This is a genomic window from Brachybacterium atlanticum, from assembly GCF_025669985.1.
In the GTDB taxonomy this organism is placed as follows: domain Bacteria; phylum Actinomycetota; class Actinomycetes; order Actinomycetales; family Dermabacteraceae; genus Brachybacterium; species Brachybacterium conglomeratum.
Window position 1 is genome coordinate 73,861 of sequence record NZ_JAKJJW010000004.1, and the last position, 17,498, is coordinate 91,358.

Annotated in this window: 18 protein-coding genes; 3 read left to right on the forward strand and 15 right to left on the reverse strand. The window is 70.9% G+C overall.

Annotated features, from left to right (window positions below; genetic code table 11):
• Nucleotides 1-52 precede the first annotated feature (52 nt).
• On the reverse strand, nucleotides 53-787 hold the full coding sequence (recO, locus tag L3K22_RS03050) for a DNA repair protein RecO (RefSeq protein ID WP_263310087.1): 735 nt from the start codon (nucleotides 785-787) through the stop codon (nucleotides 53-55).
• Nucleotides 788-1,142: 355 nt separating this feature from the next.
• On the opposite strand from recO, the gene L3K22_RS03055 reads away from it, so the two are divergent.
• Complete coding sequence (locus tag L3K22_RS03055; protein ID WP_263310088.1) at nucleotides 1,143-1,862, forward strand: EcsC family protein; 720 nt, start codon at nucleotides 1,143-1,145, stop codon at nucleotides 1,860-1,862.
• A 78-nt stretch (nucleotides 1,863-1,940) separates the two neighbouring features.
• Here the strand turns inward: L3K22_RS03055 and L3K22_RS03060 are convergent, their stop codons facing one another.
• From L3K22_RS03060 to L3K22_RS03070, 3 genes are all read right to left on the reverse strand, one after another.
• Nucleotides 1,941-2,705 (reverse strand): methyltransferase domain-containing protein, encoded by a 765-nt coding sequence (locus L3K22_RS03060; RefSeq protein ID WP_263310089.1) that lies wholly within the window; start codon nucleotides 2,703-2,705, stop codon nucleotides 1,941-1,943.
• A 179-nt stretch (nucleotides 2,706-2,884) separates the two neighbouring features.
• A complete protein-coding gene (locus L3K22_RS03065) occupies nucleotides 2,885-3,082 on the reverse strand; it encodes a hypothetical protein (protein ID WP_263310090.1) in 198 nt (65 codons plus the stop codon).
• Nucleotides 3,083-3,162: 80 nt separating this feature from the next.
• Nucleotides 3,163-4,089: a LysR family transcriptional regulator gene (locus L3K22_RS03070; RefSeq protein ID WP_263310091.1), complete on the reverse strand. Its 927-nt coding sequence runs from the start codon at nucleotides 4,087-4,089 to the stop codon at nucleotides 3,163-3,165.
• Nucleotides 4,090-4,180: 91 nt separating this feature from the next.
• Here L3K22_RS03070 and L3K22_RS03075 point away from each other — a divergent pair, with 91 nt between their 5' ends.
• Nucleotides 4,181-5,227, forward strand: coding sequence for an EamA family transporter (locus tag L3K22_RS03075; RefSeq protein WP_263310092.1), 1,047 nt, complete (start codon nucleotides 4,181-4,183; stop codon nucleotides 5,225-5,227).
• A gap of 272 nt (nucleotides 5,228-5,499) precedes the next feature.
• Here L3K22_RS03075 and leuA read toward each other — a convergent pair whose 3' ends face one another.
• The 8 genes from leuA to L3K22_RS03115 form a co-directional block, all read right to left on the reverse strand.
• Entirely contained in the window at nucleotides 5,500-7,317 is a 1,818-nt protein-coding gene (gene leuA, locus L3K22_RS03080) for a 2-isopropylmalate synthase (RefSeq protein ID WP_263310093.1), read from the reverse strand.
• A gap of 272 nt (nucleotides 7,318-7,589) precedes the next feature.
• Nucleotides 7,590-8,111 (reverse strand): PKD domain-containing protein, encoded by a 522-nt coding sequence (locus L3K22_RS03085; protein WP_263310094.1) that lies wholly within the window; start codon nucleotides 8,109-8,111, stop codon nucleotides 7,590-7,592.
• Nucleotides 8,112-8,703: 592 nt separating this feature from the next.
• Complete coding sequence (locus L3K22_RS03090; RefSeq protein ID WP_263310095.1) at nucleotides 8,704-9,360, reverse strand: DUF6318 family protein; 657 nt, start codon at nucleotides 9,358-9,360, stop codon at nucleotides 8,704-8,706.
• 97 nt (nucleotides 9,361-9,457) lie between these two features.
• Nucleotides 9,458-10,447 (reverse strand): GTPase Era, encoded by a 990-nt coding sequence (gene era / locus L3K22_RS03095; RefSeq protein WP_263310096.1) that lies wholly within the window; start codon nucleotides 10,445-10,447, stop codon nucleotides 9,458-9,460.
• Entirely contained in the window at nucleotides 10,437-11,777 is a 1,341-nt protein-coding gene (locus L3K22_RS03100) for a hemolysin family protein (protein WP_263310097.1), read from the reverse strand. The genes era and L3K22_RS03100 overlap by 11 nt, the downstream gene beginning before the upstream one ends.
• A 113-nt stretch (nucleotides 11,778-11,890) precedes the next feature.
• Complete coding sequence (gene ybeY / locus L3K22_RS03105; RefSeq protein ID WP_263310098.1) at nucleotides 11,891-12,352, reverse strand: rRNA maturation RNase YbeY; 462 nt, start codon at nucleotides 12,350-12,352, stop codon at nucleotides 11,891-11,893.
• A 2-nt stretch (nucleotides 12,353-12,354) separates the two neighbouring features.
• On the reverse strand, nucleotides 12,355-13,398 hold the full coding sequence (locus tag L3K22_RS03110; RefSeq protein WP_010551691.1) for a PhoH family protein: 1,044 nt from the start codon (nucleotides 13,396-13,398) through the stop codon (nucleotides 12,355-12,357).
• Nucleotides 13,395-13,769, reverse strand: coding sequence for a histidine triad nucleotide-binding protein (locus L3K22_RS03115; RefSeq protein ID WP_263310099.1), 375 nt, complete (start codon nucleotides 13,767-13,769; stop codon nucleotides 13,395-13,397). The genes L3K22_RS03110 and L3K22_RS03115 overlap by 4 nt, the downstream gene beginning before the upstream one ends.
• A gap of 77 nt (nucleotides 13,770-13,846) precedes the next feature.
• Here L3K22_RS03115 and L3K22_RS03120 point away from each other — a divergent pair, with 77 nt between their 5' ends.
• Nucleotides 13,847-14,389 carry an NADPH-dependent FMN reductase gene (locus L3K22_RS03120; RefSeq protein ID WP_263310100.1) on the forward strand — a complete coding sequence of 181 codons (543 nt, stop codon included), beginning with the start codon at nucleotides 13,847-13,849 and terminating at the stop codon, nucleotides 14,387-14,389.
• Nucleotides 14,390-14,471: 82 nt separating this feature from the next.
• Here L3K22_RS03120 and L3K22_RS03125 read toward each other — a convergent pair whose 3' ends face one another.
• From L3K22_RS03125 to hrcA, 3 genes are all read right to left on the reverse strand, one after another.
• A complete protein-coding gene (locus tag L3K22_RS03125) occupies nucleotides 14,472-15,260 on the reverse strand; it encodes a 16S rRNA (uracil(1498)-N(3))-methyltransferase (protein WP_263310101.1) in 789 nt (262 codons plus the stop codon).
• A 13-nt stretch (nucleotides 15,261-15,273) separates the two neighbouring features.
• A complete protein-coding gene (dnaJ, locus tag L3K22_RS03130; protein WP_263310102.1) occupies nucleotides 15,274-16,392 on the reverse strand; it encodes a molecular chaperone DnaJ in 1,119 nt (372 codons plus the stop codon).
• A 70-nt stretch (nucleotides 16,393-16,462) separates the two neighbouring features.
• Nucleotides 16,463-17,464 (reverse strand): heat-inducible transcriptional repressor HrcA, encoded by a 1,002-nt coding sequence (gene hrcA, locus L3K22_RS03135; protein ID WP_263310103.1) that lies wholly within the window; start codon nucleotides 17,462-17,464, stop codon nucleotides 16,463-16,465.
• Nucleotides 17,465-17,498: the final 34 nt, after the last annotated feature.

Here is a 17,498-nt window from a genome sequence, read left to right on the forward strand (position 1 = left end):
CCTCCTGGATCGTGCGGGATCGTGCGGGCCGTGGACCCGCCCGGGATGGGGATCAGCGTTCGACGTAGTGCAGGGAGCGCACCGAGCGCTCGAGATGCCAGGTCACCGTGTCCGCGATGAGGCGACCCGCCTCCTGCTGCACGGTCTCCTCCGCATCGGTCACATTCTCCCAGTCCCCGGCGAGCAGGAAGATCATGTGCTCGATCGTGGACTGGCGCACCGCGATGGCGCCCGGCCGCCGGCACGCCGTGCAGACCAGGCCGCCCGCGCGCACGTCGAAGGCGTGGTGGGGGCCGTCGGCGCCGCAGGAGGCGCAGACGCGCAGCTCGGGCGCCCAGCCGGAGACGGCGAGGGTGCGCAGCAGGAAGGAGTCGAGCACGAGCGGCGGGGCGATGCGGCCCTCGGCCATGGCGCGCAGCGCGCCGACGAGCATGAGGAAGCCGCGCTGGTTGGGATCGACCATCTCGTCGGTGAGCCGGTCGGTGGTCTCGAGCATGGCGCTGGCGGCGGCGAAGCGGGAGTAGTCCGCGGTGATGCCGACGGCGAAGGCTTCGATCGTGACGACCTGGGTGACGGTGTGGAGGTTCCGCCCGGTGTGCAGCTGCACGTCGACCAGCGTGAACGGCTCCAGCCGCGCGCCGAAGCGACTGCCGGTGCGGCGCACGCCCTTGGCGACGGCGCGGACCTTGCCGTGCCGCCGCGTGAGCAGGGTGATGATGCGGTCGGCCTCGCCCAGCGGGTGGGTGCGCAGGACGATCGCATCGTCACGGTAGAGCTTGCTGGCCATGGTGCTCCGAGACTACGCCGCGGGCACGACGCATCGGCGGAGGCGACGGCCGAGGCGGACGGGACCTCGCTCACGCCGGGCCGTGCGGCGTCCTCGCCGGGCCGTGCGGCGCTCGCAACGCGCGGCGCTCGCAATGCGCGGCGCCGCGCTCTCGCCGGGCCCTGCGACGCACGCGACGGCTCGCACCGCGCTCCCGCCGGACGGCGTTTCGCCGCACCCGTCCCCGTCGGACTCCCCCACCGCGTGGTCCGCCTGCACGCCCCGGCGGTCCCGGCACGGCATGATGGGTCTCGTGCCGCACCTGCCGCGAGGGCGCGACACCGACCGCCGGACACCGACGACCAGGAGGACGCCCATGGGGATCTTCGGCATGCTGCGCCGCGACCACACCGCCAAGAGCACCGCCCGCGACGCGATGCGCGAGGCCCGCACCGAGAAGGCGGAGACGAGCCCGAACGGCGCCGTGCAGCGCATGATCGACACCGTCCGCGACATCGGCCTGGACGGGAAGCTCACCTATTCCTCCGCCGCCGACGTCGCGAGGAAGGCGCAGCGCGGCCGTGCCCGGAAGCGGCCGGAGAAGGCGGTGCGACGGATCGTCCGCAGGCACCGCCGGGGCGTCACCGCCGGCGGCTTCCTCACCGGGCTCGGGGGCGTGGTGACCCTGCCGGTCCTGCTGCCCACCAACGTGATGGAGTTCTACATCCAGGCCACCCGCATGGTCGGCGCGATCGCCGTCGTGCGCGGCTACGACCTGGACGACGAGGAGGTGCGCGTGCGGGTGCTCGCGACGCTGCTCGGCGAGGAGTCCGGGGACGTGCTGAGGAACATCGGCCTGAGCCCCGTCGCCGGCGCCGCCGCCCGCGGCGTGGCGGGGAGGCTCCCCGCGTCCCCGCACTCGGCCGTGGTCTCCGCGGTCGGCGGTCGGCTCATCCGGCGCTTCGGCCTGCGCTCGGCGCGCCTGTTCGGCAAGGCGATCCCGGGCCTCGGCGGCGTGCTCGGCGCGCTCTCGGACCGCAAGCAGCTGAACCGGATCGCGGAGGCCGCGAGGAAGGGCTTCCCGCAGGTCGGCTGAGCCGGGTCGTGGCCGCGCGCCGGCGGGGTCGCGGGCACGGCAGCCGGGCACTCGGTGCGCCCGCCCGTCAGCCGCCTCTCAGCCCTTGCGGCCGACGGCGAAGACGCGGCGGAAGGGCAGCACCACGCCATGCCCGTCGTCCGGATACGCGCGGCGCAGCCGGGCCATGAACTCCTCCTCGAAGCGCGGCCGGAGGTCCTCGGGCAGGGCCTGCAGGGTGGGGCGCGCGCCGGTGCCGGCGACCCAGTCGAAGACAGGGTCGGGGCCATGGAGGACATGGAGGTAGGTGGTCTCCCAGGCGTCCACCTCGAGGCCCGCCTGCTGCAGCGCCCGCAGATAGGTCGCGGCGTCGTGCGAGGCCGGCGAGGCGATGCCCTGCACGTGCGGGGCGTAGGGCTCCTCTGCGGCGAGCTCGCGACGGATCGTGTGGCTGGGCTCCTCGAAGTTGCCCGGCACCTGCATCGCCAGGCGGCCGCCCGACGCGAGCATCCCCGCCAGGCGCGGCAGCAGCTCCAGGTGCCCGTCGACCCATTGCAGCGCGGCGTTGGTGACCAGCACATCGACCTCGCCGGGCGTCTCCCAGGTGCGCAGGTCCGCGCGCACGGCGGTCAGGCCCGGGATCTCGGCGGCGCGGGCGATCATCTCGGAGCTCGAGTCGACGGCGAGCACCTCCGCCTCCGGCCAGCGCTCGGCGAGCAGTCGCGTCAGCGTGCCCGGGCCGGCGCCGAGGTCGACCACGCGCCGCGGCGACCCGGCACCGAGGCGGGCGGTGAGATCGAGGAAGGGCCGGACGCGCTCGTCGCCGTAGCGGAGATACTGCTCGGGGCTCCAGCTGTGGGCCATCGGGATCCTTCCCTCGACATATATCTTGACGTCAAGGTATCGGCTCAGAGGGTGACGTCCGCGAGATCTCGACTCTCGGCTGCACCAGGGTGACCCCGGACCCCGGCGCGACCCAGCCGTCGCCCAGTGCCGGCGAGTAGATGGTCTCGATCACCTCCATGCTCGCCCGGGCGGGCACCTCAGACTCGATCACGACTTCGTGGCCGGTGGGCGCTGCGGCCGAGGAGGCCATCCGAGCCTGCCGACGGCTGGGCCCGGAGGCCCACGAGCCATTCCGTCGGCAGCAGGGTGGCCGTCTGCTGAGCAGGAGCGAGGGACCGGGTCAGCAGCGTGCCGAGCAGGACGACGATGCCCGCCGCCGCGGCCGTGAGCACCATGGAGCAAGCGAAGGCGGGTGACGGAAGCCGTTCAGGCGGTCTCCGCCGAAAGGAGGAGCTGCGGGGCGTCGGGCCGACTCTCAGGCCCCGAGCCGGTCCAGTCCGGGGAGGTCGCCGAGCGCGTCGGCCGCCTCGAGCAGCGCGGCCCGGAAGGCGAGCAGGGAGGGATGCTCGCGCGCTCCTGCGCGCGCCGCGGTGTAGAGGCCGCGGTGGGGGTCGCCGGGCAGGCGCAGCACCCGGGTGCCGCCGAGGTGCTCGGAGGCGATCAGGCCGGGTACGAAAGCCGCGGCGTGGCCGGAGCGGACCAGGTGCACCTGCAGGAGAGGGTCGGGGGTGTCGAAGCGGACCCACGGCTCGATCCCCGCCGAGCGGAGGTAGGTGCGCTCCCATGCCCCTGTGCGGGTGTCCTCCGGGTCGAGCGCCCAGGGCATCTCGGCGAGGTCCTGCAGGCGTCGCGCCCGGGAGGCGGGGCCGTGGTCGGGCAGCACCAGCAGCAGCGGGTCCTGCAGCAGGTCCTCCCGGTCGGTGCCGCGCCGGACGACCTGTTGCCCGCCGGGATAGTCCTCGCCGAGGATCACCTCGAAGCGCTGCGCGAGCAGCCCCTCGTAGGCCTCTTCGACCTCGCGCTGGGCGATCTCGATCCGCAGGTCGGGATGACGCTGCTCCAGCACGCTCACCGCCACCGGCGCGAGCGCGATCAGCGGGGTCTGGAAGGAGGCGACGCGGAGCACTCCCCCGGCCTCGCCCTGGGCGCTGACGAGCTCGGCCTCGGCCGTCTCCATCAGCCCGAGCATCTCCTCGGCCCGGCGGGCCAGCCGTGCGCCCGCGTCCGTGAGGACGACGCGGCGTCCGGCCTGCTCGAACAGGGTGACCTTGGACTCCCTCTCCAGCTGGGAGAGCTGCTGGGAGACGGCCGACGGCGACATCGAATGCTCCCGCGCGATCGCCGACATCGTCTCCAGCCTGCGCAGTTCCCGCAGGAGGAACAGCCGGCGCAGGTTCAGCATGAACGTCCTTCCCGATCGGCCATGTCTGCTTCACGGTACACGTCGAGAACATTCGCTGGACCCGGCAGGGCAGCGGAGGCAGAGTGGAGCCGTGACCACCTCTTCCACCTCCTCGACCACGGCGACCGCAGGCGTCGGCGGCGGCGCCCACTCCGGCGGCGTGCCGATGACGCCGATCCTGTTCATCCTCGGCTCGTGCATCTCGCTCCAGTTCGGGGCGGCTCTGGCTACTCAGCTCTTCCCGGCGATCGGCTCCTGGGGCACGACCGCGCTGCGACTGGGCCTCGCCGCGGCCGTGCTGATCGTGATCGTGCGCCCGAAGGTGCACCGCTTCACGCGGCAGCAGTGGCTGGGGGTGGCCGCCTTCGGCGTGGCGGTCGGCGGTATGAACGGAGCCTTCTACGCCTCGATAGACAGGATCCCGCTGGGCACGGCGGTGGCGATCGAGTTCCTCGGACCGCTGGTGCTGTCCGCCCTGCTGTCCACGCGCCGCACCGATCTGCTGTGGGTTCTGCTCGCGCTGGGAGGCGTGAGCCTGTTCGGGTTCGAATCCCTCACCGGTGCGGCCTCCCTGGACGTGCTCGGCGTGGTCTTCGCACTGGTAGCGGCGGTTTTCTGGGCGCTCTACGTGCTCGCCAGCGCGCATGTGGGACGCATCGTGCCCGGGCAGGACGGCCTCGCCGTCGCCATGCTGATCGGCGCTCTGGCGGTGCTGCCGCTGGGCGCGCCCGGCGCCGTCGCCGGCATCGCCGAGCCGCGCCTGCTGCTGATCGCGCTGGGCACTGCGCTGCTCGCCTCCGTGCTGCCGTACACGCTCGAGCTCTCTGCGCTGCGCCGCCTGCCCCGTCACGTCTTCGGCATCATGCTGAGCCTCGAGCCGGTGGTCGCGCTGTTCGCGGGCGTCCTGCTGCTGAGCCAGGAGATCACTCCGCTCCGCGTCGCGGCGGCGGTGCTGGTGGTCGTCGCGAGCGCCGGTGTCACCCTCACCGCCCGCTCGCGCCCTGCCGGGGAGCCGCAGCCGATCGACGAGGCGCCGGGCTGGGAGCTGCCCACGCCCACCCATGCGACGCTGACCGGCGAGATGCCGATCCTCACCGAGGACGACCTGCGCGAGGACGGCGACGCATCGACGCGCTGAGCGGCGGCGCCGCGCTCAGCAGCGCCGTACCTCACTGACCGCTCTCGCAGCGGGCGGCACTGCGGCCAGATCCCCACGGCGCCGCGCCGCCGACCTCACTGGTTGATCGACGATCCGTACCACTCCCCCGGGATTGATCGACGGGAGGTACCACCGAAGTGGTACCTCCCGTCGATCTCGTCGGCCGCATCGGGGATCCATCGCCCCCGGTTGTGCCGGTCGGGTCCCGGATGCCGCGGTGCAGGGCGCATCCGCACCCTGCACCGGACCACTCAGGCCCGGGAGCGTGCGTTGCGGTTCAGTGCGGAGGTGATCGCCTCGAGGGAGGCGCGGGTGATCGAGCCGTCGATACCGACGCCCCAGAAGATGCGGTCGTCGATCTCGCACTCGATGTAGGAGGCGGCGAGGGAGTCGTCGCCCTCGGTCAGGGCGTGCTCGGCGTAGTCGAGGATGCGCACGTCGATCTTCCGCTCGGCCAGTGCCTTGACGAAGCCGTCCAGCGGGCCGTTGCCGAGGCCGGTGATCTCGTGCTCCTCGCCGTCGACGACGAGGCTGACGGTGATGCGGTCGGCGCCGTCGCCCGCGGACTCCTGGCGCACGTCGCGGAAGCTGTAGCGGCCCCAGCGACGCGAGTCGTCCTTCGTCGGCAGGTACTCGTCGGAGAACACGTCCCACAGCGCCTCGGGGCTGACCTCACCGCCGTCGGAGTCGGTCCTCTGCTGGACGATGCCGGAGAACTCGATCTGCAGGCGGCGCGGGAGGTCCAGCCCGTGCTCGGTGCGCAGCAGGTAGGCCATGCCGCCCTTGCCGGACTGCGAGTTCACGCGGATCACGGCCTCGTAGGAGCGGCCGAGATCCTTGGGGTCCACGGGCAGGTAGGGCACGCGCCAGACCATGTCGTCGACGGCCTTGCCGGCCTTCTCGGCGTCGGCCTCCATGCGCTCGAGGCCCTTCTTGATGGCGTCCTGGTGGGAGCCGGAGAAGGCGGTGAACACGAGGTCGCCGCCGTAGGGGCTGCGCTCGGGGACGGGCATCTGGTTGCAGTGCTCGACGGTGCGGCGCACCTCGTCGAGGTCGGAGAAGTCGATCTGCGGGTCGACGCCCTGGCTGAACAGGTTCAGCCCCAGCGTCACGAGGTCGACGTTGCCGGTGCGCTCGCCGTTGCCGAACAGGCAGCCCTCGATGCGATCGGCGCCGGCCAGGTAGCCGAGCTCGGCGGCGGCCACGCCGGTACCGCGGTCGTTGTGGGGGTGCAGGGACAGCACGATCGAGTCGCGGCGATCGAGGTGGCGGTGCATCCACTCGATCGAGTCGGCATAGACGTTCGGGGTCGCCATCTCGACGGTCGCCGGCAGGTTGATGATCATCTTGTCCTGCGGCGTGGGCTTGATGACGTCGATGACGGAGTTGCACACACGCAGGGCGTACTCGAGCTCGGTACCCGTGTAGGACTCCGGGGAGTACTGGTAGGTAACGGCCGTGTCCGGGATCGTCTCCTCGTACTTCTTGCACAGCAGCGCGCCCTGCACGGCGATGTCGAGCACGGCGTCCTCGTCGGCGCGGAAGACGACGGCGCGCTGCACGACCGAGGTGGAGTTGTAGAGGTGGACGACGGCGCGCTTGGCGCCCGAGATCGCCTGGTAGGTGCGCTCGATGAGGTGCTCGCGGGACTGGGTGAGGACCTGGATCGACACGTCCTCGGGGATGCGGTCCTCCTCGATGAGGGTGCGCACGAAGTCGTAGTCCGTCTTGGAGGCCGACGGGAAGCCGACCTCGATCTCCTTGTAGCCCATCTTCACCAGGAGCTCGAACATGCGCAGCTTACGCTCGGAGTTCATGGGATCGATGAGGGCCTGGTTGCCGTCGCGCAGGTCGACCGCGCACCAGCGGGGAGCGCGGGTGATGCGGCGGCTGGGCCAGGTGCGGTCGGGGAGCTCGACCCGGATCTGCTCATGAAAGGGCAGGTACTTGTGGGTCGGCATGCCCGAGGGCTGCTGGGGCGCGTCGCCCGTGGTGCCGACGACAGGGGTCGCGGGGTCGGCCTCGGCGGCGACGGTCGCAGTGTTCGCGGTGCTCGTGGAGTCAGTCATCTTCAGGTCCTTCTCGCTGGGTTTGCCGGTCGCCGGACAGCACGTCAGCCGCGACAGGTTCCCGGCGGTTCAGGACCCGTCGCGGCGTCTAAGCAGGAGCAGCGATCCACGCACGATGGCCACGTTAGCACCGTCACGCAGGCCGCTCGGGGCGGCTCACGATGCGAACATCCGGGACGTCGACACCCCATCGCCGAGGAACACCTCACTCTTCCGCCTCGACGAACGCCCCACTCGAGTCAGCGACCGCCGCGCGTGGGCCCCATGCGAACTCAGATCTCGCGATGACGTGCGTCGGGATCCTGAGGGCCTTCGGTCTCCGGAGAACGCTCGGGCACCCACGGATCCTCGTCCTCGTCGACAGGCACGTCACCGTTCACCAGTCGGGACTCGAGGGACTTCGAGTAGAGCGCGATCGGTTCGGAGGCGACCTCGATCGTCCCGTCGATGTCCTGCCATTCCCCGCCGTCCACGGAGAACTGGCCGGCGAAGGTCGTGGTCAGAGTGACGTCGTACCACCCCTCCCCCGAGTACTTCGCCGACACTTCCTCCGACGGGTACGGCTTGCCCGGCTTGCTCGTGGTGATCGTGTTCCCGTCGCCGAGGTCCCAGTGATACAAAGTCGGAATAGCGCGAACTGCCACCGGGGTGCCGAGCAGCTCCGTCTGAAGGGTCTGCGCCTCCGACTCTGCGTGGAGGACATTGACCATCCCGGCCGGCAGCCATCCCCGTTCCGGCCCGGCGCTGGCCACGGACGGCTTCACCGGCAGCTTCGCGAAATCGCTCTGCGTCACGATGATTACCACCGGTTCGGGTGCTGGCTCCCCAGCAGGTGTAGCGCCGGCGTTGCCACGAGGTGCCGAGTCCCGTGGCTGACGGCATCTGAAACCATTGCTTGAATCTGTTCCGGTCTTCGTGTCTCGCGTGATCGATTCGTACGTGACATCGCCCGGATTGCCTCGCGATCCCGACCCCGGTACAGCAAGGATCTCTCCCGAGTTGATGCTGTAGCTCGGCCCTGAATTGCACACGGTGCGGTCAGCGCGGCAAGCCCCTTCTACCGGACCCTCCCTACCGTCAGACAGGGTGCAGTTCCACCGAGGCTTCTCCTCAACTCGACGCATCAAGTCATAGAAACGCGGTGGGGGCTTAGGAGGAGCGCTGGCCTGAGTGCCCTTCCCGTGACGGCCATCTGGCTGCACCGGGCCCTCATCACCCCCAGCACCATCCGCACCCGTTGGAACGATATGCATTTCTTCCAGGCCCACCCCAACACCCGAATCATCCAACTTCCCCTTGGATTCCTGATCGGCATATGCAACATTCTGAAAAAGCATCGAAAGGGCGAGAGCAAGAAGCGCGACGATCGCCGTGCGCCCTACTCGCTTACCCCACTGTGGAACTATGAACATCAGGCCCCCACTCCCCCTTGAGCCCTCCAACCTTCCACCCCTGCGAAGTCCAGGCCATCCCCCCGATCAAAGAGTACTCTACTGGGTCATAATCCTCCGGCTCGCCCGTCTCCATATTTGGTCGCTCATGAGCAGGGATAGTGAATGAGTACGCGATTTCATACTCGAAGTTTTCGGATGCGTGCGGCGTCGTGGCGACATCCTCGACTTTGAATGCACTCCAATATCTGCCGAGGTCTTGGAGATTCGGCACGTCCTCTGTGAATCCGGGACAGCCCTCGCACGAATCTATCTCCATACCCTTGGTTAGGGTTTCGTCCCCAGTCTGATGTGCCCACATAGAGACCGCAACGTAATACCTGAAAGCTTGAGTCGCACCTTCCTCGGTGTTCTCATCCATCCCCGGATAGTCCGCAGGATCCGGCGCGGGCACCTCCGGCGCCGCGCTCGGCGAGGCCTCGTCGCCTCCCCCATCGCTCGCGGCGCCGTCATCGCCACCCCCATCGCTCGATCCGGAGATGTCGATGCTGGGCGGCGGCGTGGTCACCGGGCCGTCTCCGCCCTCACCGCATGCGGCGAGTCCGAGGAGGAGCGTGCAGGCTGCGGCGGCGCTGAGGAGGCGTCGGGGCATGGGTGGTGCCTTCCGAGGAGTGGGACGGATCACCCTTACCGTACTCAGCAGTCACCCAGGTCCGCCATCGAACCCCGGAAATGTGGACAACCTGCCGTCAGAACCCCAGGCGACCCAGCTGCTTCGGATCCCGCTGCCATTCCTTCGCGACCTTGACCCGCAGGTCCAGGTGCACCTTCCGGCCCAGCAGGGCGTTGATCTCGCTGCGCGCCCGGGAGCCGACCTCCTTCAGGCGCGAGCCGCCGCGGCCGATGATGATGCCCTTCTGGCTGTCGCGCTCCACGAACAGCGTCGCCCGCACCACGAGCCGTCCGGTGCCGGGCTCGACCGGAGTGAACGCATCGCCGTCGGGGTCGACCTCGACGACCTCCTCGACGACCACGGCGATCGAGTGCGGCAGCTCGTCGCGCACGCCCTCCAGCGCCGCCTCGCGGATCAGCTCGGAGATGCGGTCATCGCGGGTCTCCTCGGTGAGCTGGTCGTCGGGATAGAGCTGCGGGCCCTCCGGCAGCTGCCGGGTGACGACGTCCATCAGCACGTCGATCTGCTCGCCCTTCACGGCGGAGATCGGCACGATCTCGTCGAAGTCCATGAGCTGGTCGACGTTCATCAGGTGCTCGGCCAGTACGTCGCGCCCCACCAGGTCGATCTTGGTGACGATCGCGACCACACGGGGTCCCCGTCGGCCGGTGCGCATCTCGACGAGGTCCTCGGCGATGAACCGGTCGCCGGGGCCGATATTCTGGTCGGCGGGCAGGCAGAAGCCCACCACGTCGACCTCACCGAGGGTCTCGCGCACCAGGTCGTTCAGCCGCTCCCCGAGGAGCGTGCGGGGACGGTGCACTCCCGGGGTGTCCACGAGGATGATCTGGGAGTCCTCGCGGGTGACGATGCCGCGGATCGCGCGCCGCGTGGTCTGCGGCTTGGTCGAGGTGATCGCGACCTTCTCCCCCACCAGCGCATTGGTGAGGGTGGACTTGCCGACGTTGGGCCGGCCGACGAGTGCGACGAATCCTGCCCGGTGCACGCTGCCGCTCTCAGCTCCGGTGCCCTCGGCGTCGCCGGGCACCTGCTGCTCATCGCTCATGGGGATCCTCCTGGTCTCGGGGCTCGTCCTCGTCGTCGGCCGCCCTGCTCACCAGCACGGTGGAGAGCCGTTTGCGGCGTCCCGCGGTCCGCTCAGCCTCGAGGTCGAGGCCGTAGGCGGTGGCGGTGCTGCCGGGGATCGGCACCCGCCCGGTGATCTTGGCGAGCAGCCCGCCGACGGAGTCGATGTCGTCGTCGTCGATGTCGAGGCCGAACAGCTCCCCGACCTCGGACAGGCTCGCGCGGGCGGGCACCCGGTAGCGGCCTCCGCCGAGGTCCTCGATCTCGGGCTCGCGCCGATCGTGCTCGTCGGCGATCTCGCCGACGATCTCCTCGAGGACATCCTCGATGGTGACGATGCCGGCCACTCCCCCGTACTCGTCCACCAGCACCGTGATGTGCACATGGCTGGTCTGCATCTGGCGCAGCACCTCGTCGGCCGGGACGAACTCGGGCGCGAACCGGGCCGGGCGCATCACCTCGCTCACGGGCCGCTGCGGGCGCGGGTCCCAGGGCGAGTGGATCGCGCGCATCACGTCCTTGACGTAGAGCATGCCGCGCAGGTCGTCGACGTTCTCGCCGATCACGGGGATCCGGGAGAAGCCCGAGCGGACGAACAGCCGCATCGCCTTCTCGGCGCTGGAATCGGCGGTGATGGTGACCATGTCGGGGCGGGGCACCATCAGCTCTCGCACCATCGTGCCGCGCAGGTCGAAGACCCCCTGGATCATGTCGCGCTCTCCGTCGCGGACGTGCTCGTCCTCGAGGGCGCGGTCGACGTTGCGGCGAGCCTTCTCGGCACGCTCCTCGGGATCCTCCTGGCTGCCGGCGCGGGCGGCGAGGGACGCGCCGAGGTTCGCGAGCGCGCTCGCGGGCACCCACAGCACCCACCGCATCACGGCGACGAGGCCGCGGGAGGAGATGAGCACCGATTCGGCGCGCCGGCGGCCGATGGTGCGCGGGGAGATCGCGAGCATCAGCAGCGCCATCAGCCCGGCGATGAGCAGCGTGGCCAGCAGCGGCAGCGCCCAGCCCTCGCCGGGTCGCAGCTCGGCATGGGCGGAGAAGCAGATCGCGGCGATCGCCGTGACCATGACGGTCTCGCCGAGCACGCGGCCCAGGGAGACGGAGGCGAGGGTGCGGCCGGAATCCGCGTGCTGGTGGAGGACCCGCTCACGGACGGCGGCGGGCTGATCCGCGACCGCCTTCTCGAGCGTGCCGCGGCTGACGGCGAGCTGGGCGGCGTCGACCGCGGTGAGCACCGCCGAGACGACCCCGCCGACGAGCGCGAGCGGGACGAGCACGAGCAGCGCGAGGCTGAGCGCGCTCACGGACGCCCTCCTCGGGTCGACGCACGCGGGGCAAGAGCCGCACCGCACGGGTCCGACGGGGCGATCGGAGCGGCGCGGTGCCCGGGAGATTGATCAGGCTGGGACATCGCGGCTCAGGCGCTCGGCCGCGAGGCGAGGAAGGTGAGCAGGAGCTTGCGCTGGAGCTCGAACATCACCGTGCGCTCGTCCTCCTCCATGTGGTCGTAGCCCAGCAGGTGGAGGATCGAGTGGACGGTCAGCAGCAGCATCTCCTCGACGGCGCTGTGCCCGGACTCGGCGGCCTGCTTCGCGGCGACGCTCGGGCACAGCACCACATCGCCCAGCAGTCCCTCCGGGGCGGGGTGCTCGGGGGTGCCGGGGGTGAGCTCGTCCATCGGGAAGCTCATCACGTCGGTGGGGCCGGGGAGGTCCAGCCACTGCACGTGCAGCTTCTCCATCGCCTCCTCGTCCACGAAGATGATCGACATCTCGGTGGCGGGGTGGAGGTGCATCGCCTCGAAGACGAAGCGGCTCAGCTCCACGAACTCGCGCTCGTCGACGACGGCGGTGGTCTCGTTGCGGATCTCGATGGTCATCCTCAGTTCCCCTTGCTGCGGTGGCGGGAGTCGCGGGTGCCGCCGGGTCGGATCTCCCAGCGCCCGTACGCCTCGACGATGTCGCTGACCAGGCGGTGGCGCACCACGTCCCGGGAGGAGAGGCGGCAGAAGGAGATGTCGTCGATGCCGGAGAGCACGTTCTCGACCACGCGCAGGCCGCTCTGGTGCCCGCCGGGGAGGTCGACCTGGGTGACGTCGCCGGTGACGACCATGGTGGAGTTGAAGCCGAGGCGGGTGAGGAACATCTTCATCTGCTCGGGCGTGGTGTTCTGCGCCTCGTCGAGGATGATGAAGGCGTCGTTGAGGGTGCGGCCGCGCATGTACGCCAGGGGCGCGACCTCGATGGTGCCGGCGCCCATCAGACGCGGGATCGACTCGGGGTCGAGCATGTCGTGCAGCGCGTCGTAGAGCGGGCGCAGGTAGGGGTCGATCTTCTCGTTCAGCGAGCCGGGAAGGAAGCCGAGCCGCTCGCCCGCCTCGACCGCGGGACGGGTGAGGATGATGCGGTTGATCTGCTTGGAGAGCAGCTTCTGCACCGCCATCGCGACGGCGAGATAGGTCTTGCCGGTGCCGGCCGGGCCGATCCCGAAGGTGATCGTGGAGCTCTCGATCGCCTCGATGTAGCTCTTCTGCCCCATCGTCTTTGGACGGATGGTGCGGCCTCGGGAGGAGAGGATCGTGCGGGAGAGCACCTCCTCGAGCTTGCGGCCGCTCGCTCGGTCGTCGCCGAAGAGGTTCGCGGCGCGCTGCACGGCCTCGGCGGTGACGGGCTGGCCGGTGCCGGCCAGCTCGATGAGGGAGCGCATGATGTGCTCGCCGCGGCGCAGCGCGTCGTCGGTGCCGCGCAGGGTCACCTGGTGTCCGCGCACGTGCACGTCGGTGTCGGGGACGGCGTCCTCGAGGGCGGCCAGCGCCTGGTCGTTCTCCCCGAGCACCTGGAAGGGGCTGAGATGGTCGGGGATCGCCAGCTTCCGCTCGCGCACCTCGGGGGCGCGTCCGGGAGCCGGGCTGAGGGGGTCTGTCACAGTTCTCCTTCTGCGAGCGTCCCGCCCGCGAGGACGTGCGCGTGCACGTGGAAGACGGTCTGTCCGGCGCTCGCGCCGGTGTTGAAGACGAGGCGGAAGTCGCCGTCGGCCTGCTCGGCGGCGACCTTCGCGGCGACGGTGGCGGTGTGGGCGAGGAGCGCGGGGTCCTCGGCGAGCTCGGTCACGTCGCGGCGGTGCTCGCGCGGGACCACCAGGACGTGGACGGGCGCCTGCGGATGGAGGTCCTTGAAGGCGATGACCTTCTCGTCCTCGTGGACCCGATCCGAGGGGATCTCCCCGGTGAGGATCCGGCAGAAGATGCAGTCGGGATCGTGACGCAGTGTGTCGTTGCGGTTGACGCTCGTACCCATGGTCACGAGTCTACGGGAGCGACGAACACCACCCCTCCTTGGGGAAGCCCCCGGAAGTATGAGAAGTTTAAAGGACTATGACGAAGCTCGGAATCCTCCTCAGCAGTGCCCGCCCCAACCGCGTCGGCGAGAAGGTGGCCCAGTGGGTCAGCGCCTCGGCCGACGGACGCTTCGAGATCGACCTCATCGACCTGCGCGAGGTCGCCCTGCCGTCCTTCGACGAGCCCTCCTCGCCGAAGTCCGGCGCCGAGAAGACCACCGACCACGGCCGCTCCTGGGCCGAGCGGATCGCCGCGCTCGACGCGATCGTGATCCTCACCCCGCAGTACAACGGCTCCTACACGGGCGCCCTCAAGAACGCGATCGACTTCCTGTTCCATGAGTGGGAGAACCTGCCCACGATCCTGGTCGGCTACGGCTGGGGTGCGGCGAACGAGGTGCTGCCGCTGCTGGAGACCCTGATGGGCCGCGTGGGCGCCGACGTCGTCGGCTCCGTCGGCCTCGGCTTCCGCGAGGATCTCTCCGTCGAGGGTGAGCTGTTCGTCACCGAGGAGAAGGCCGCAGCGCTGGAGACCGCACTGGCCGCGCTCGAGGCGAAGGTGCTCTCCCCGGTCGGCTGACCGGCCGCTCCCTCACGTCGCAGGACCCCGCCGGCGCCGAGCGTCTGCGGGGTCCTGTCGTCGGCGGGGTCCGCCGGTGGGCTCAGCCCCAGCGGCCGACGAGCGCGCTGAGCACCGCGAGGGCTGCGGGGCCGGCGGTGGAGGAGCGCAGCACCTCGGGGCCCAGCAGCATCGTCCGGGCACCGGCCTCGCGCAGCGCCTCCAGCTCGGAGTCGTCGATCCCGCCCTCGGGGCCGACGACCACGACGATCTCCTCGATGCCGGCCTCGCTCGCACCGCGCAGCTCCTCGGCGAGGTTCATCACGCCGACGGACTCCTGCTCGTGCAGGACGAGCACGAGCGTCCTGTCGGCCGCGCGGGCGCGCAGGTCCTCGACGAGCGCGCTCGTGGTCATCGGGGCGTCGACCGCGGGGATGCCGGGCCGACGGCACTGCTTGACGGCGGCGCGGGCGGTGCCCTCCCACTTCGCGCGGCCCTTGGCGAGCTTCTCCCCCCGCCACACGGAGACGGAGCGCTTCGCGATCCACGGGACGATGCGGTCGACACCGAGCTCGGTCGCGGACTCGACAGCCTGCTCGTCGCGGCCGCCGGTGGCGAGGGCCTGCACCAGCGCGAGTCGGGGCAGACGCTGCACGGCCGGGGACGGGTCCGCGAGCAGGCGCAGGTCGAGCGCCTCCTTGCGGGAGGCGGTGACCTCGGCGAGGACCTGTCGGCCGGGGGCGTCGGTGAGGAGCAGCTGCTCCCCCACCCCGATCCGGGCGACCTTGGCCGCGTGGCGGCCCTCGTCGCCGGCGAGCTCGAGCTGGTCCCCCTCACGGGCGGCGGCGAGGGCCTCGTCGAGGATCAGGAAGCCGGGCGGGGTGGTGGGCACTGGCTCTCCCGCCTCAGAGGTTCAGGCGCTCGCGGAGCTTCGCGAACGGGCCGCCGTGGTTCTTGGGACGGGTGGCCTCGTCGCCGCGGAGGGCGGCGAAGCGCTCGAGCAGCTCGCGCTCCTCGTCGGTGAGCGCGCTGGGCACGTCCACGTCGAGGACCACGCGGATGTCGCCGCGGCGCTCGCGGCGCAGCGGGGTGACGCCGAGGCCCTTGAGGAGGATCTCCTCGCCGGGCTGGGCACCGGGGCGGATGTCGAGCTCCTGTTCCCCGTCGAAGGTCTCCAGCGGGATCGTCGCACCGAGCGCGGCGGTGGTCATCGGCACGGAGACCGTGGTGACGAGGTCGTCGCCGGAGCGGTCGAACATCTCGTGGTCCTTGACGGACAGCTCCACGAAGAGGTCGCCGGAGGGGCCGCCGGCCTCGCCGGTCTCGCCCTCGCCGCGCAGCTGGATGCGGGTGCCGTTCTCGACGCCGGAGGGGATGCGCACGGTGACGGTGCGCTCGGTGGCGGTGCGGCCGTGGCCGGAGCAGCCGGTGCAGGGGCTCTCGATCACGTCGCCGTGGCCCTCGCAGGTGGGGCAGGGCGCCATGGTGACCATCTGGCCCAGCAGCGACTGCTGGACGCGCTGGACGTGGCCGGAGCCGTTGCAGGCGGTGCAGCGGGTGGGGCTGGTGCCCGGCTCGGCGCAGGAGCCGGAGCAGCGCTCGCACAGCACGGCGGTGCGGAAGGTGACCTCCTGCTCGGTGCCGAAGACGACGTCGCGCAGCTCGATCTTCACCCGGCGCAGCACGTCGCCGCCGCGGCGCTGCCGCGGGACGGGGCCCTGGTTGCGCCCGCGCATCCCGGAGGCTCCGGCGAACATGTCGAAGATGTCGTTGAAGTCGAATCCGGCGCCGCCGCCGGGGAAGCCGCCCATGCCCGGGCCGCCGCCCATGTCGTACTGGCGGCGCTTGTCCGCATGGGAGAGGGTCTCGTACGCCTGGGAGACCTTCTTGAACTTCTCCGCCGCCTCCGGGTCCGGGTTGACGTCCGGGTGGAGGGTGCGGGCGAGCTTGCGGTACGCCTTCTTGATCTCCTCGGTCGAGGCGTCGCGGGAGACGCCGAGCAGCTCGTAGTAGTCGTCGTTCACAGGCGTGGGTCCTTCACAGGGGTCGGAGGTCGGTGACGGCCGGCGACGGGCGCGTGGCCCGCCGGCGCGGTCATTCGAGGAATCGGGAGACATAGCGGGCGATCGCCTGGACGGTCGAGATCCCGGCCGCGTAGTCCATGCGGCTGGGGCCGAGGATCGCGAGGTGGGAGCCGGCGCCGTAGCCCGCGCCGACGAGCGCGGCCTGGTGCAGCGCCCGGTCGTGGAGCTCGGTGCCGATCCGCACCTGCACGTCCCCCGGGGAGACGTGCATCTCGGTGAACAGGCGCAGCAGCACCAGCTGCTCCTCGAGGACGTCCAGCAGCGGCTCGACGTCGCGGGCGAAGTCCTCGGCGGAGCGGGCGATGTTCGCGGTGCCCGCCGTCATGATGCGGTCCTCGGCGCGGGTCGCGGCCAGCGCGGTGAGCGCCTCGGCCACCTCCGCGGCGGCGGGCCGCTCGGGGACGGGCAGGGACTCGAGGTAGTCCGTCAGCGGGCCTGCGAGGTCGGTGACCTCCCGGCCGGCGACGGCGCGGTTGAGCTGGTCGCGCAGCGCCGCGTAGTACTCGGCGGGGCGACCGGCGACGACGGGGACGGTGCGCTGGTCCACCCGCCCCGACTCGGTGATCAGCACGACCAGCAGCAGCGAGTCCGCGACCTTCACGAGCTCGACGTGGCGGATGCGGGCCTGGCGCCGGGCCGGGTACTGCACCATCGCGACCTGCTGGGTGAGCTGGGCGAGGAGGCGCACGGTGCGGGCCAGGAGCTCCTCGACGTCCCCCGCGTCCTCGAGCAGGGTGCGGATCGCCCGCTTCTCGGCGGCGGAGAGGGGCTTGACCATCGCGACGTGGTCGACGAAGGCGCGATATCCCTTGTCGGTGGGGACGCGGCCGGCGGAGGTGTGGGGCTGGTGGATCAGCCCCTCCTCCTCGAGGACGGACATGTCGTTGCGGACGGTCGCCGCGGAGACGCCGAGCTCGTGCCGCTCCAGCAGCGACTTCGAGCCGACGGGTTCGCGCGTGGAGACGTAGTCCTCGACGATGGCGCCGAGGATCTGGAGCTTGCGGTCGTCCATGTCGTGCACCTCCTGCCGCGCGGTCCGGCACCGG

Coding starts and splice junctions, on each gene's coding strand:
- L3K22_RS03120 (WP_263310100.1), top strand. CDS start 13,847: ATGACGAAGCTCGGAATCCTCCTCAGCAGTGCCCGCCCCAACCGCGTC.
- recO (WP_263310087.1), bottom strand. CDS start 787: ATGGCCAGCAAGCTCTACCGTGACGATGCGATCGTCCTGCGCACCCAC.
- L3K22_RS03065 (WP_263310090.1), bottom strand. CDS start 3,082: ATGGTGCTCACGGCCGCGGCGGCGGGCATCGTCGTCCTGCTCGGCACG.
- L3K22_RS03055 (WP_263310088.1), top strand. CDS start 1,143: ATGGGGATCTTCGGCATGCTGCGCCGCGACCACACCGCCAAGAGCACC.
- hrcA (WP_263310103.1), bottom strand. CDS start 17,464: ATGGACGACCGCAAGCTCCAGATCCTCGGCGCCATCGTCGAGGACTAC.
- leuA (WP_263310093.1), bottom strand. CDS start 7,317: ATGACTGACTCCACGAGCACCGCGAACACTGCGACCGTCGCCGCCGAG.
- L3K22_RS03090 (WP_263310095.1), bottom strand. CDS start 9,360: ATGCCCCGACGCCTCCTCAGCGCCGCCGCAGCCTGCACGCTCCTCCTC.
- L3K22_RS03060 (WP_263310089.1), bottom strand. CDS start 2,705: ATGGCCCACAGCTGGAGCCCCGAGCAGTATCTCCGCTACGGCGACGAG.
- era (WP_263310096.1), bottom strand. CDS start 10,447: ATGAGCGATGAGCAGCAGGTGCCCGGCGACGCCGAGGGCACCGGAGCT.
- L3K22_RS03070 (WP_263310091.1), bottom strand. CDS start 4,089: ATGCTGAACCTGCGCCGGCTGTTCCTCCTGCGGGAACTGCGCAGGCTG.
- L3K22_RS03115 (WP_263310099.1), bottom strand. CDS start 13,769: ATGGGTACGAGCGTCAACCGCAACGACACACTGCGTCACGATCCCGAC.
- ybeY (WP_263310098.1), bottom strand. CDS start 12,352: ATGACCATCGAGATCCGCAACGAGACCACCGCCGTCGTCGACGAGCGC.